Source organism: Rahnella laticis (assembly GCF_015644585.1).
In the GTDB taxonomy this organism is placed as follows: Bacteria; Pseudomonadota; Gammaproteobacteria; order Enterobacterales; family Enterobacteriaceae; genus Rahnella; species Rahnella laticis.
Genome location: NZ_JADOBI010000009.1, coordinates 155,731 through 167,815 on the forward strand (window position 1 = coordinate 155,731; position 12,085 = coordinate 167,815).

Here is a 12,085-nt window from a genome sequence, read left to right on the forward strand (position 1 = left end):
TGCGTATCGCTTAGCGGCTGCCAGGCAGCAACGATTCTGCACATTTGAAGACATCTTCACGGAATTTCCGCGAGGCGTCGTCCAGATCGGCCTGATTGGCGACGTCGGCACGGTTAGCTTCCAGCGCCTGATTGACGGCCACGGTAAAGGCATTTTCCTGACTGGCGTTCAGCACGTTGCCCACGCTGCCAAACAGCAGACGCATGGCGGAAATCTGCACCAGCAGTTCACGGTTTACGCGTTCAAGCTGGTCTACACGTTTGGTCAGGGTTTCGTCGTTCATGGGTGTCTCCTTATTTAATTGCCGCACACCATAGCAAAAGCACCGGCATGAAAAAACCGCCTTGCGGCGGCAAAGGGAATGTCTGCCGGTTTAACGCACCATTTGCTGCATCTGGCGGCTCAGTTGCATCAGCTGCGCATTCAGCGGTACCAGCTGCTGCTGGATGGCGTTGTATTTATCCAGCTGTTTCTGGTTGGCAAATTGCAGGCGATTGCCGGTAATGGTGACATTTTTGCCCTGACTCTTGATGAAGTCGGCTTTTGCCACAATCAGGTTGAGCACCTGCGGCAGCAAATCAAAGACCTGTTCTGTGACGGCGGCCGGTTTGCTTATCGTTTTCTCATACGCCTGGTCGTACACTTTTTTCAGATCGTCCGGCTGCTTGAGCGCCGCGTGCTGCGTGTCGGCCTGCGTTTTGAGCAGCACGATTTTCTCTTTCCAGTTCGCGCTGCTGTCGGCCATTTTTTTCAGGTCGTCGCGTTGATCAAGCAGGTTATTCACACTGTTAACGCCGTTCATTCCGGCAAAAACCGGCACCAGCGAGGAATCCAGCTCGATATTCATCTGATGATGGAAGCCGGTAATGATCGCGTAATCTTTGCTGTAATCCCCAAACTCTTTGGTTTGTGCCTGCGTCAGTTGCGGGACGGCTAAGACCGGCTTGTCCAGAATGCGGGACTGGAGAAAATCCATGAAGGCTTTGCGCTGGGCCGGTTCTTTGTCGCCGCACCCGCTGACCACAAAAATCATCATCAGCAGCATAAAAGGCATCAGAAATGCGCGGCTAAAGTGTGAGTTGTGCATAAATTCCTTGCTCCGTAAGCTCCGTTATCAGGATCCTAACCTTACTGAGAAAGGCTATTTTTTGCTAGATAGTTGCCGATATCTTCGTTAACGTCTTCGGCAAAGCCATTGATTCAGGGAATGTTTAACGTTGAACGCAAAGCGATTTTCAATTAACCGATCTGCCGTGATGCTGGCCGTGATGATCCTCGCCGGATGTACAACGGGAAAGAAAACCGAAGCGCCGGTGCAAAATCCCCGTGACGTCAAAGCCGATATCGTGCGGCTGATGCCGTCTTCCGCACCGGACAGAAAAGGCTGGGCGACGGACATTACCGCCGCTTTCACCGCGCAGGGTATTCCGGCGACGACGGAAAATATCTGTTCGGTGCTGGCGGTGGCGCAGCAGGAATCAAATTTCAATTCCGATGCGCCGGTGCCGGGGCTGGGAAAAATCGCGTGGAAAGAAATCGATCGCCGCGCGGATGCGGTTCATGTGCCGAATTTCCTGGTTCACACCGCGCTGCTAATTAAATCTCCTAACGGAAAGTCCTACAGCGAACGGCTGGATAACGTAAAAACCGAGAAGCAGCTCAGCGCCATTTTTGATGATTTCATCAACATGGTGCCGATGGGGCAGAAGTTGTTCGGGAATCTGAATCCGGTGCATACCGGCGGGCCGATGCAGGTCAGCATCGCGTTTGCCGAAGAACATGCCAAAGGCTATCCGTATAAAATTGACGGCACAATCCGCAATGAAGTGTTCAGCCGTCGCGGTGGCGTCTATTTCGGCGTGAAGCATCTGCTGGGGTATCCGGCCAGTTATTCCCAGCCGCTGTACCGTTTTGCTGATTTTAATGCCGGGTGGTACGCCAGCCGGAACGCGGCTTTCCAGAGCGCGGTGAGCAAGGTGACGGGGATTCCGCTGGCGCTGGACGGTGACCTGATTAACTACGGCACCGATAAACCGGGCGGCACGGAGCTGGCGGTGAGAACGCTGTCGAAGCGGCTGGACATCAGTCATTCCGCCATCCGTAAAGCGCTGGAGAAGGGCGAGCAGCCGGAGTTTGAGGAAACCAGCTTGTACAAACAGGTTTATGCGCTGGCGGATAAAACCACCGGTAAGCGTAATCCCCGCGAGTTGCTGCCGGGGATTACGCTGGAAAGCCCGAAAATCACCCGCAAGCTGACCACCGCGTGGTTCGCAAAACGGGTAGACGGACGCCGCGCGGATTGCATGAAACGCGCATCTGCCGGGTGATCCGCCGGGAGAATAATCTTAAAGCCTGCTGATTTCCGGCAGGCTTTATGTTTTATCATCAGCCTGTAGCCACCGTCAGCGGCGGGCTGCGCGTTATTTCCCGACGAATATAAATTGCGTCAATATAATAGCGATGAAATAAAAGCTTGCTTAATAAATCCCCCTGTGTGTAAATAGCGTCAACGGTTTGTAGTTAAGACCTATTTATGTAAGACATTTTAGTAAAGTAGTTCCTGGTTCAAGTGATATAGCAAATCCTTTCTCCGACGAATTTCCTTCTCTGATGCATCCATAAGTATTTCAAATAAAAACAGACCTCTATTGCCCTATGGCATCATAAAATAAAAACGAAGAAGGTATTTCCTATGTCTACTAAAATGACTGGTTTAGTAAAATGGTTCGACGCTGGTAAAGGTTTCGGTTTCATCAGCCCTGCAGACGGCAGCAAAGACGTGTTCGTTCACTTCTCTGCAATCCAGAGCAATGATTTCAAAACCCTGGACGAAGGTCAGAACGTTGAGTTCACCATCGAACAAGGTCAGAAAGGCCCATCAGCCGGTAACGTTGTCGTTCTGTAATGTCGCCAGATATTGAAAGTAATCACTCTGCAATAGCGAAGATGGGATAACCCGGAGCAGACAGAATAATTAATTCAATATCGACATGAATAATGACAAAAATAAGCCCTGGCCAACGCCGGGGTTTATTATTTAAAAGCTTCCAAAATTATTTCGGGAGCCACAACAGAAAAGCCGGTTCGCTTATTTTATTTATTTAGCCGTTTTTTCTGTTGTGACAAGGCCGCGCTCAGGCCGCGTAATGTTGGAGTGTACGATGAACGCTTACGCCATAATGTGACAGCCGGGAAAGCACCGGCAAATTCCCTTCATTCTTTGGGCTGGCTCTGCGTTGGCTGCCTTCACTCACCCCAGTCACCTACTTATTGTATGCTCCCGGGGATTCGCTCCGTTGCCGCCTTGATCCCACCCAAATGATTTCGGGAACTGGCTACGGTGTCTGTGTTTCAAAATCTAAAAATTTCCTGAAAAAAAGCCAAAAAAAAGCCCGCACACGGCGGGCAAAATAACAGGGTTCTACAGGGGTATTACACAGGGACTTAACACAGGAACATCACACAACATTTGATGGATTTAAGATAACAAACGCTGTGTATGGTTTTGTCATTGTCCGGTAATGTTACTCCAGTAGATGTAAGCCTTATTTGTCTGCGTAATGACCAATGATCTGATCAATTTTGGCGTCAGCCATCGCAATTCCCTTCTGTATCAGAGACTCAGAGCCGATACTCGCCAGCACAATAACCGCAGCAACAATCATTAATCCTTTCCAGGTCATGATTTTCCCTTCCGTTTGTCACAGTGAATGGCAGAATTATGCGGCGATACGCGAAGTATCGCCACCGGGCAGGGCAAAACCTTGGAAAGGCGTTAAGCGCCTAAGTGGCCGACGGTGAAGTAAGTGACCAGGCCGACGATGACCAGCAGCGCAATCGCCGCAGCGGTGTAGAGGATGATGCGTTTGGGGCTGTAAAATGCCATAAAATGTCCTTATTTATCCGTGGTGTTCAACGTTGCTGGATTAGAAAAGTTCCATCATCAGTGCCATCACGTAGCCGATTCCGACAGAACCGCCCGCCATGATTAACCAAAATGCTGTTGCCTTCATTTCACACTCCTTGTGCGTGTTGCGGAATAAATCGCCCGAATGATCGGTTTCGAGCCGTGATTATAACAAACATATAATCCGTATGGATAATTATCTGTTCTAATTTTAGACACTTTACCGGAGTACGGGCGGATTTTGTGATCTTATTTCAGGTAGTCGCTGCGGGCAGTCAGTTTGCTGTGCGCGCCGGAGTCGAGTGTGGTGGACGGGCGGGAACCGCTTTCGCTGGCTTTGCGGCTCAGTTCAGAAGCCACTTCCTGTGCGCTGGAAGGGTAAGACACGGCGAAACTGTTCATGGCGGTCATCGCCAGCATAAGACTGAAAAGAGCGAGGGTGGTGCGTTTCATTAACGGGTGTCCGGTCTGTTCACATTTGTTCATAGGGTTTTCGTGAATCAGCAGCCGGCTTTATATGCTTTACTCATAAGAAACGGGAGCAAATTATGCTCCCGTTCATCATTTATGATGCGTACAGCTGCTGCTTTACACGTGCTGGAGCGTATTATGACCGGCTTCTGATTTATTCGGTAAGCGAATCGTGGCAGAAAGAACCAGTGATACGATCAATAGTGCGGTAATGATGCTGAACGTTACCGCGAAGCCGCCGAACAGAGACGCCACCAGAGAGGCGAAGATGCTGCCGATACCGAAGCCGAGATACAGCAGGCCGTAGTTTTTGGTCATGTTATTCAGGCCGAAGAAATCGCTGACCAGTGAAGGATACACGGTGATGGTGCCGCCGAAGCTGAAGGCCACACAGGCAACGGAGATGAAGAACATTGTTTCGTTCATGTGGGTGAACAACATCATGCTCATACCGGCCAGGGAAACAATCTGCGCGATGGAGATAACGCGGATACGCTGCATTTTGTCAGACAGAACACCCAGAACCAGACGGCCGCTCAGGTTAGCAATCGCTATCACGGTTACGGCGTTCGCGGCGGTCAGTGCGTCCAGTTTAACCAGGCTCTGGCCGATATCTTTTGCCACACCAATCACGTACAAACCGCTCATGCAGGCTGTCAGGAACATCAGCGCCAGCATCCAGTATTGCGGAGCGCGCACCGCTTCAGCCAGCGTGAAATCTCGGTTGTCGTTGCTGTTGTCGTTCAGGCTGTTTTCTTCGCGGGTCACATCGGCGGTTTGCTGTTTCGGCGCATCTTTCATCATCATCGCACCAACAATCACCATCACCATCGCCACGCCACCCCAAATCATGAAGGTGTTTTGCAGGCCTTCGGTTGCCAGTAAATGCCCGCAAACGAATTTGAATAACAGGCTGCCCAGACCGTAAGCCCCGATTGAACAGGCAGAAATCAGACCTTTACGTTCAGGGAACCATTTTACGCAGTTGGTCAGTGTCAGCAGGTAACCGGCGCCATCCGCCAGGCCGACCAGCACACCGGCGCTGATGTACAACATGATCACATTGTCAGAATGCGCGGTCAGGAAGAACCCGGCGGCCATCAGTAAACCGGCGGCGATGGTCACGGTACGTACACCGAAACGCTCCTGAAGTTTACCGGCGACAGAAGAGGCGAGGGCCAGACACAGGCTCAGGATCCCGAAAGTCAGTGCCACGCGGCTGATAGGTTCGCCCAGCTTCTCGGACAACTGACCGTTGAACAGGCTCCAGGTGTAAACGGAACCCAGAGCAAGCTGAGTAAGAATGGTACCGACCAGTGTCAGCCAGCGGGTACGGTTGGTGTTCTGCATGCCAGATTTGTCACTCATAGCGGGTTCTCCCGAGCGAAGTAGATTCAATTAACTGTCGCTATGATAGTCCCCGCGAATAAACGCAGTTCATTTGCGGCGTGAGATGCATGAGTTGTGGAATGAAATGCATCTCACGAGGTATGAGTCGCCATTTTTGCGCCAAAAACGCCCTAAAATTGGACTTAAAACGTGGCTGCAGCCCTTGCGGGGCGCGGATTTTAGTTGATCTGGATCACTAATCCTTCAATTAACCTTTTCGTGCATTCTCACAAGTTTTGTTACAAACCTTTCGTTGTATCATTTGGTACATAACGTTGTGCTCACGGTCATTTGGTCGTACCCTTCCGGCACTTCCACTTTTTACTTTCAGTGCTAATTAAATGACTTCTTCAGCGGAACGGGCGGGCGCGTCACATTTTCAGCGTGCCCGTATTCTGACGCCATCGCGGATTTTTATTCTCAGCCTGCTGCTGTTACTGGGCGGAATCATGTATTCACTGACGATTGGCCGATATCCGATTTCATTTGCTGAGCTGATTGGTTTTTTCCACGCAGATGCATCAGCACCGCGATATGGGCTGTTGCACAACATCATTTTCGATTCTCGGCTGCCGCGCATTCTGGCTGCAGTGCTGGTCGGTGCCGGTTTATCCGTTTCCGGCGCGGCTTATCAGGCCGTATTCCGCAATCCTCTGGTGTCGCCCGGTTTACTCGGCGTGCTGAGCGGCTGCGCGTTTGGTGCGTCGCTCAGCATTGTGGCCGGGCTGAACGGTTTGTGGATCCCCGCGCTGGCCTGCGTGGCCGGTTTACTGGCGGTCATGCTGGGCGTGGCGATTGCCAGCCTGTTTGCTTCACCGTCCATTCTTATGCTGATTCTGGGCGGCATTATCAGTAATGCGTTGTTCACCGGATTGCTGTCGATCGTCAAATATGTCGCCGATCCGCAGGATCAGCTGCCTACCATTGTTTACTGGATGTTGGGCAGTCTGAGTGCGGTAGATAATCACGCGCTATGGGTGACCGCGCCGGTGCTGGTTATCGCGATTGCGCTGCTCGCGGGGTTCGGACGGGTGCTGGACGTCATGACGCTCAGCGAAGATGAAGCCTACAGCCTCGGTATTCCGGTTCGTTTTTATCGCTACGGCATTATCGTGCTGGCGACGCTGATATCTGCCCTGACCGTCAGCATTGCGGGCATGGTCGGCTGGGTCGGTTTGCTGATCCCACATCTGGCACGGCTGCTGGTGGGCGCGAGTAACGTCTGGCTGTTACCGGTTTCGGTGTGCCTCGGCGGCTGTTTTTTGCTGCTCTGTGACGGGATGGCACGCACGCTGGCACCGGGGGAAATCCCGCTGGGGATTATTACCGAATTGCTCGGCGCGCTGGCGTTTATTACTTTGCTGAAATACGTCCGCCGGGGCTGGCTATGATTATCTCCGCCCGCAATCTCTGCTATTCACTGCCTCAGCGCCCGCTGCTCAGCGATATCTCGTTTAATCTTTATGCCGGGGAATGCGTGGCGCTGCTCGGCGCTAACGGTGCCGGGAAAAGCACGCTGCTGAAACTGCTTTTGCGGCTGTTATCACCGGAAAGCGGCAGTCTCCGGCTGGCGGGAAAACCGCTGGAAACCATGAAACGCCGTGAAATCGCCCGGCATATCGCTTATGTGCCGCAACATCATCAGCCGCATTTTCCGTTTACCGCCTGGCAGGTCGTGATGCAGGGCAGGTTGCCGGTGAACGGCCTGGCTCGCAGCCCTTCGCCACAGGACATTTCCCGCGTTGAAAATGCATTTGAAGAGAGCGGTATTACGCATCTGGCCTCGCGGATTTACACCCATCTTTCCGGCGGTGAGCGCCAGCGCGTGCTGATCACCCGCGCATTAGTGCAGGACACACCGGTGATTTTGCTTGATGAACCGGTGAATGGCCTTGATTACGGCCATCAGCTGCATCTGCTTTCGCAACTGAAAACACTCGCCTCGCAGGGCTACACGTTGCTGATGATTACACATCAACCCGAACACGCACTGATGGCCGCCAGCCGGGCATTGGTGCTGCATGAAGGTCGGCTGATAGCCGACGGTGCGCCGCCCGATGTCGTGGACAGCGCGCTGATTTCCCGCATTTATCAGGCACAGGTACAACAAATCGACCTGAACAGCGGACATCGTTTTTTTATTCCTTAAGGGATTGATTACAAATGCAAAGAAAAATAAAAGCGCCGTTAGTGGCTGGCGCCTGTGGTCTTCTGTTGTCTGCAGGTTCTGCGCTGGGCGCAGTAACGTCCGACACGATAACTGTGAATGGCAATGCGAAAAATGCGGGAACGGCGGCGGGTGACCCTTCGGCCTCAGATTCACAAACCGCGACCGTCGGCGTTCTGGGCAAACGTGATGTGCTGAATACGCCGTACTCCGTGCATTCTGTGCCGGAAAGTATCATTACCCGCCAGCAGGTAAAAAGCGTCAAAGACGTTTATAAATATCTGCCGTCCGTACAGGGTGATGGTGCCCGTCCGCAGACGCGCGGGATCCAGGGCAGTGTGGTGCAAAATTCTATGATCGACGGCCTGAACGTCGTCTCCACCACAGATTATCCGGTCGAGCAGTTCCAGCAGATTGAAGTGCTGAACGGGCTGGCGGGATCGCTATACGGCCCGGCAAACCCGGCAGGGATGTTTAACTTCGTTTCCAAACGCCCGGGATATACCACTAAAAACAGCATTACGCTGGGAATGGGCACCGGGATTTCCGGTCTGGGGGCGCTGGATTTAAGCGGTCCGCTTGATGATGGCGAACGTGTCCGCTACCGGCTGAATCTGCTCAACGATCAGGGCGGCAGCTATACCTCCGGCAGCCGCAAAAAACGTCAGCTTGCCAGTCTGGCGCTGGATTTTCAGTTGACGGATCAAACCGTGCTGGAAACCAATTTCAGCTATTACCGTTATGAGGATAAAGGCTTGCCGGGCACGTTTGCGCTGGCAAGTGGTGTGGCCTTCCCGAAAGCCATGAACCCGACGCAGCGTAACCTGGGGCAAACGTATGCCGGGAATGACAACCACACCAGCACTTACAGCGCTCATCTTAAACATGATTTTGATGGCAACTGGCAGTCTGATATCGGTTTTCTGCATCAGGTGGCTGACCGTCAGTCGACGGCGGTGACCAATACGCTGGTCAACAATAAAGGGGATTACAAAACTACGGTATCCAGCGCCACGGCGACCCGTTTTGTGATCAACAGTTATATGGCGACGTTGAACGGTTCAGTGAATACCGGCTGGCTACAGCATGATTTATCTTTTGGTATGCGCGGTTTTGTGTGGAAAAACTATAACCCGATCAACGGTGGAACGGCGACGCTGGGCAGCGGAAACATTACTAATCTGCAAAGTTTCCCTGAACCGACCTATCCGGACTTCTCTAACCGTTATCACTCTGCAACCAGCACCCAGCAGGCGTTTTCCGTCGGCGACACGCTGACCTTCTCGCCAAAATGGAGCCTGCTGGTGTCGGGCAGCGAAAGTTTCCTCACCTCTGCCAACTACGCCAAAACCCGTCAGCGCACCAGCGATTCGAACGACAGCGGTTTCAGCGGTTCAGCCAGCCTGATGTATAAGCCGGTTGAAAATCTGACGCTCTATACAACCTATGCTGACAGCCTGCAGCAGGGCGACACGGCGCCGGCTGGCTCGACCAACGCCGGGCAAATCACCGCGCCATACCGCAGCAAACAGATTGAAGTCGGCAGTAAACTGCGCGTCGGCAAGACCAATCTGTCAGCGGCGCTGTTCCAGATTGATCGCCCGTTTGCGTACACGCTGGAAGACGGCGAATTCGCCAACGACGGCAATCAGCGTAACCGTGGCCTTGAGCTGATGGCCGACGGCAACGTCAGCCGCGACGTGCATATTTACGGCGGCGTGACGATCCTCGATCCGAAACTGCGCGATACGGCGTCCTCTTCCAGCGATAACAAACAGATCGTCGGGTTATCCCGCGTGACTGCAAACCTGCTGACCGTCTGGAGTGTGCCAGCCGTCGAAGGTCTGGATCTGGATACCAATGTGCATTACGTCGGCAAACGTCCGACAGACAATGCCAACGACAACTGGGTCGGTAGTTACGCCGTCTTTGACGCCGGCAGCAGCTACCGCACGCGCCTGTTCAATACCAACACTACGTTCCGGTTTGACCTGACCAACCTGACTAACCGCCATTACTGGACCAACATCGTGCCGGGCGGCCTGAACGGCTACAGCGGCGCGGGCAATGCGTCCGCCCAGCTGGGCGCACCGCGTATGGCGCAGGTTTCCATGCAGCTCGAGTTCTGAGGATAAAATGAAATTACCGACACGTTTGATTCTGGCGGGTGCGCTGAGCCTGTTAAGCCTGAGCGGCTACAGCGCCATCCGTGAAGTGACTGATGACGCGGGGCATCAGGTTATTCTGCCCGCGAAAACTGACCGGATCGCCGACGCCTGGTACGCACATCATTCTTTGCTGATGACGCTGGGCGCGGGCGGCAAGATTGTGGCGACGGTCAATCATCCGGAAAGCCAGCCGTGGATGTTCCGCGTTCAGCCTTCGCTGAATCAGGCGTTGTTGGTAAAAGGCACAACATTTAATGCCGAAAGTTTGCTGGCGGAAAAAGTGGATGTGGTGTTTGTCAGCGCAGGCAACCGGGATGCAGTGGCCTTGCGGCAGGCGGGTTTACCCGTTGTCGAAATGAAATTTACCGATTTCGATTCAATGAAACATTCCCTGCGCACAACCGCGCAGGTGTTGGGAACGGCTCAGGCGGCGCAGCGTGCCGGAGATTACATTCATTATCTCGACGACAATCTTCAGGCCATCAGCGCAAAAACGGTAAATCTGACCCAACAGCAACGCCCGCGGGTGCTGCACATTCAGTCACTTAATCCGCTGAAAGTGGATGGCAGCGATACGCTGATTGACCAGTGGATCCGCGTCGCCGGTGGCCGGAATGCCGCCGAAGGGCTGAAGGGCAACATGCAGCCGGTTTCTGCCGAGCAGCTGCTGGCGTGGCAACCGGATGTGATCATTCTGGCGGCCAGCGCCGGGGACATCTCAACCTCCGCTTATGCCAGCCAGTTTGCATTGCTGGATGCAGTGAAAGCGGGGCGTGTGTGGCGAAATCCGGCAGGCGTTTTCCCGTGGGATCGCTACGGCACGGAAACGGCATTACAGATCCAGTGGGTCGCACAAAAACTGCATCCGCAGCTTTTCCAGACGCTGGATATTGTGAAAGCGGCGCAGGATTTCTACCGCCGGTTCTTCGATTATCCGCTGACGCCAGAGGAAGCGGAGAAGATTGTCGCGGGAGAGTTTTAAAGGCGAAATCAGGCAGGAATATTTATTTTTCCGGATGTCATTTTTTCAAGGTTTTCGCCCCTGATGCGGGGATACACTTCCGGCGTGCATGAGGACGTATGCATATAGCTGTTGACGGATGTCAACGGGTGATTATACTACAGCCACAGGAGGCCAATGAAGGCGCATCCTAATAAGCATATTCACGCAGCCGTTGAATATGCCATTTCTAAAGGCTGGCATTTTGTCGCTGGCGGCAGCAGTTCACACTGTTTCGGACGGGTTCGTTGCGGTATTCCTGCACATCGCGAACATATGATGAGCATCTGGTCTACCCCGCGAAATCCGGAAAACCATGCCATGCAAATTATCAGAAGGGTTGATCATTGTTCTCCTGATAAGACATAACACTAAGGCGGGAAACCGCCTTTTTAGCAATTATCCGGACAACGAGGTTTTGTGGCACCTTTTAACTTCACGCTGACGCTTTCAGGCGTTACATCTGATACAGAAAAACTGGAAGATGCGCTCTTTGAGAGCGGCTGCGATGACGCGTTGATTTCTTTCTATGGAACGTCGGTCTATCTGGAATTTGACCGGGAAAGCACTTCATTCGCGAAAGCGGTGCTGACGGCGATCCGGGATATTGAATCCGCGGGCCTGAATGCACGTGTCGAGTCGGTCGATTCGACGCTGGTTGGGCTCAGCGATATTGCGGAGCTGACCGGGCTGACCCGCCAGTCGGTGGCATTATTGAAAGACGGATCTCGCGGATCCCGTAATTTCCCTAATCCTGTTCAGCGGCTCAAAGGAAACTCACCGCTCTGGCGCTGGAAGAGTGTGGTGGACTGGCTGGTTGCAGAGGGAAGATTACCCGCCGGGGATCCTCGGGTGGAAGGTTCCTGCATCCTGGAAAATATCAATCTGGCGCTACAGTTACGTTCTTCTTCTGAGCCCAAACAGGTTAAGCAATTTGCACACCTGCTTGAGCATCAGAATGAAATGGCTGATTTGTAATACGT

Annotated in this window: 13 protein-coding genes; 8 read left to right on the forward strand and 5 right to left on the reverse strand. The window is 53.1% G+C overall.

Features of this window, described 5'->3' with window-relative positions; translation table 11 throughout:
- Positions 1-10 precede the first annotated feature (10 nt).
- Positions 11-283 carry a hypothetical protein gene (locus tag IV433_RS19015; RefSeq protein ID WP_165058524.1) on the reverse strand — a complete coding sequence of 91 codons (273 nt, stop codon included), beginning with the start codon at positions 281-283 and terminating at the stop codon, positions 11-13.
- Between the two features lie 90 nt (positions 284-373).
- Positions 374-1,087: a DUF3053 domain-containing protein gene (locus tag IV433_RS19020; protein ID WP_195815477.1), complete on the reverse strand. Its 714-nt coding sequence runs from the start codon at positions 1,085-1,087 to the stop codon at positions 374-376.
- A 169-nt stretch (positions 1,088-1,256) separates the two neighbouring features.
- On the opposite strand from IV433_RS19020, the gene IV433_RS19025 reads away from it, so the two are divergent.
- A complete protein-coding gene (locus tag IV433_RS19025; RefSeq protein ID WP_195815521.1) occupies positions 1,257-2,327 on the forward strand; it encodes a DUF1615 domain-containing protein in 1,071 nt (356 codons plus the stop codon).
- 365 nt (positions 2,328-2,692) lie between these two features.
- A complete protein-coding gene (gene cspE / locus IV433_RS19030; protein WP_101076387.1) occupies positions 2,693-2,905 on the forward strand; it encodes a transcription antiterminator/RNA stability regulator CspE in 213 nt (70 codons plus the stop codon).
- Between the two features lie 640 nt (positions 2,906-3,545).
- Here the strand turns inward: cspE and IV433_RS19035 are convergent.
- The 3 genes from IV433_RS19035 to IV433_RS19045 all read right to left on the reverse strand — a co-directional run bounded on the left by IV433_RS19035 (position 3,546) and on the right by IV433_RS19045 (position 5,746).
- Positions 3,546-3,683: a hypothetical protein gene (locus IV433_RS19035; protein ID WP_165058520.1), complete on the reverse strand. Its 138-nt coding sequence runs from the start codon at positions 3,681-3,683 to the stop codon at positions 3,546-3,548.
- A 473-nt stretch (positions 3,684-4,156) separates the two neighbouring features.
- Complete coding sequence (locus tag IV433_RS19040; protein WP_195815478.1) at positions 4,157-4,360, reverse strand: hypothetical protein; 204 nt, start codon at positions 4,358-4,360, stop codon at positions 4,157-4,159.
- A gap of 135 nt (positions 4,361-4,495) precedes the next feature.
- A complete protein-coding gene (locus IV433_RS19045) occupies positions 4,496-5,746 on the reverse strand; it encodes an L-lactate MFS transporter (RefSeq protein ID WP_195815479.1) in 1,251 nt (416 codons plus the stop codon).
- Between the two features lie 362 nt (positions 5,747-6,108).
- On the opposite strand from IV433_RS19045, the gene IV433_RS19050 reads away from it, so the two are divergent.
- The 6 genes from IV433_RS19050 to IV433_RS19075 all read left to right on the forward strand — a co-directional run bounded on the left by IV433_RS19050 (position 6,109) and on the right by IV433_RS19075 (position 12,080).
- Entirely contained in the window at positions 6,109-7,158 is a 1,050-nt protein-coding gene (locus tag IV433_RS19050; RefSeq protein WP_195815480.1) for a FecCD family ABC transporter permease, read from the forward strand.
- A complete protein-coding gene (locus IV433_RS19055) occupies positions 7,155-7,916 on the forward strand; it encodes an ABC transporter ATP-binding protein (RefSeq protein WP_195815481.1) in 762 nt (253 codons plus the stop codon). Before IV433_RS19050 ends, IV433_RS19055 begins: the two co-directional genes overlap by 4 nt.
- A 14-nt stretch (positions 7,917-7,930) precedes the next feature.
- Complete coding sequence (locus IV433_RS19060) at positions 7,931-10,063, forward strand: TonB-dependent receptor (protein ID WP_195815482.1); 2,133 nt, start codon at positions 7,931-7,933, stop codon at positions 10,061-10,063.
- Positions 10,064-10,070: 7 nt separating this feature from the next.
- Positions 10,071-11,084, forward strand: coding sequence for an ABC transporter substrate-binding protein (locus IV433_RS19065; RefSeq protein ID WP_195815483.1), 1,014 nt, complete (start codon positions 10,071-10,073; stop codon positions 11,082-11,084).
- 156 nt (positions 11,085-11,240) lie between these two features.
- Complete coding sequence (locus tag IV433_RS19070) at positions 11,241-11,471, forward strand: hypothetical protein (protein WP_195815484.1); 231 nt, start codon at positions 11,241-11,243, stop codon at positions 11,469-11,471.
- Between the two features lie 51 nt (positions 11,472-11,522).
- On the forward strand, positions 11,523-12,080 hold the full coding sequence (locus IV433_RS19075) for a DNA-binding protein (protein WP_195815485.1): 558 nt from the start codon (positions 11,523-11,525) through the stop codon (positions 12,078-12,080).
- Positions 12,081-12,085: the final 5 nt, after the last annotated feature.

What these genes read in the sequence shown, in the direction of transcription:
- IV433_RS19015 (WP_165058524.1), bottom strand. Translation starts at nt 283, where the DNA reads ATGAACGACGAAACCCTGACCAAACGTGTAGACCAGCTTGAACGCGTA.
- IV433_RS19020 (WP_195815477.1), bottom strand. Translation starts at nt 1,087, where the DNA reads ATGCACAACTCACACTTTAGCCGCGCATTTCTGATGCCTTTTATGCTG.
- IV433_RS19025 (WP_195815521.1), top strand. Translation starts at nt 1,257, where the DNA reads ATGCTGGCCGTGATGATCCTCGCCGGATGTACAACGGGAAAGAAAACC.
- cspE (WP_101076387.1), top strand. Translation starts at nt 2,693, where the DNA reads ATGTCTACTAAAATGACTGGTTTAGTAAAATGGTTCGACGCTGGTAAA.
- IV433_RS19035 (WP_165058520.1), bottom strand. Translation starts at nt 3,683, where the DNA reads ATGACCTGGAAAGGATTAATGATTGTTGCTGCGGTTATTGTGCTGGCG.
- IV433_RS19040 (WP_195815478.1), bottom strand. Translation starts at nt 4,360, where the DNA reads ATGAAACGCACCACCCTCGCTCTTTTCAGTCTTATGCTGGCGATGACC.
- IV433_RS19045 (WP_195815479.1), bottom strand. Translation starts at nt 5,746, where the DNA reads ATGAGTGACAAATCTGGCATGCAGAACACCAACCGTACCCGCTGGCTG.
- IV433_RS19050 (WP_195815480.1), top strand. Translation starts at nt 6,109, where the DNA reads ATGACTTCTTCAGCGGAACGGGCGGGCGCGTCACATTTTCAGCGTGCC.
- IV433_RS19055 (WP_195815481.1), top strand. Translation starts at nt 7,155, where the DNA reads ATGATTATCTCCGCCCGCAATCTCTGCTATTCACTGCCTCAGCGCCCG.
- IV433_RS19060 (WP_195815482.1), top strand. Translation starts at nt 7,931, where the DNA reads ATGCAAAGAAAAATAAAAGCGCCGTTAGTGGCTGGCGCCTGTGGTCTT.
- IV433_RS19065 (WP_195815483.1), top strand. Translation starts at nt 10,071, where the DNA reads ATGAAATTACCGACACGTTTGATTCTGGCGGGTGCGCTGAGCCTGTTA.
- IV433_RS19070 (WP_195815484.1), top strand. Translation starts at nt 11,241, where the DNA reads ATGAAGGCGCATCCTAATAAGCATATTCACGCAGCCGTTGAATATGCC.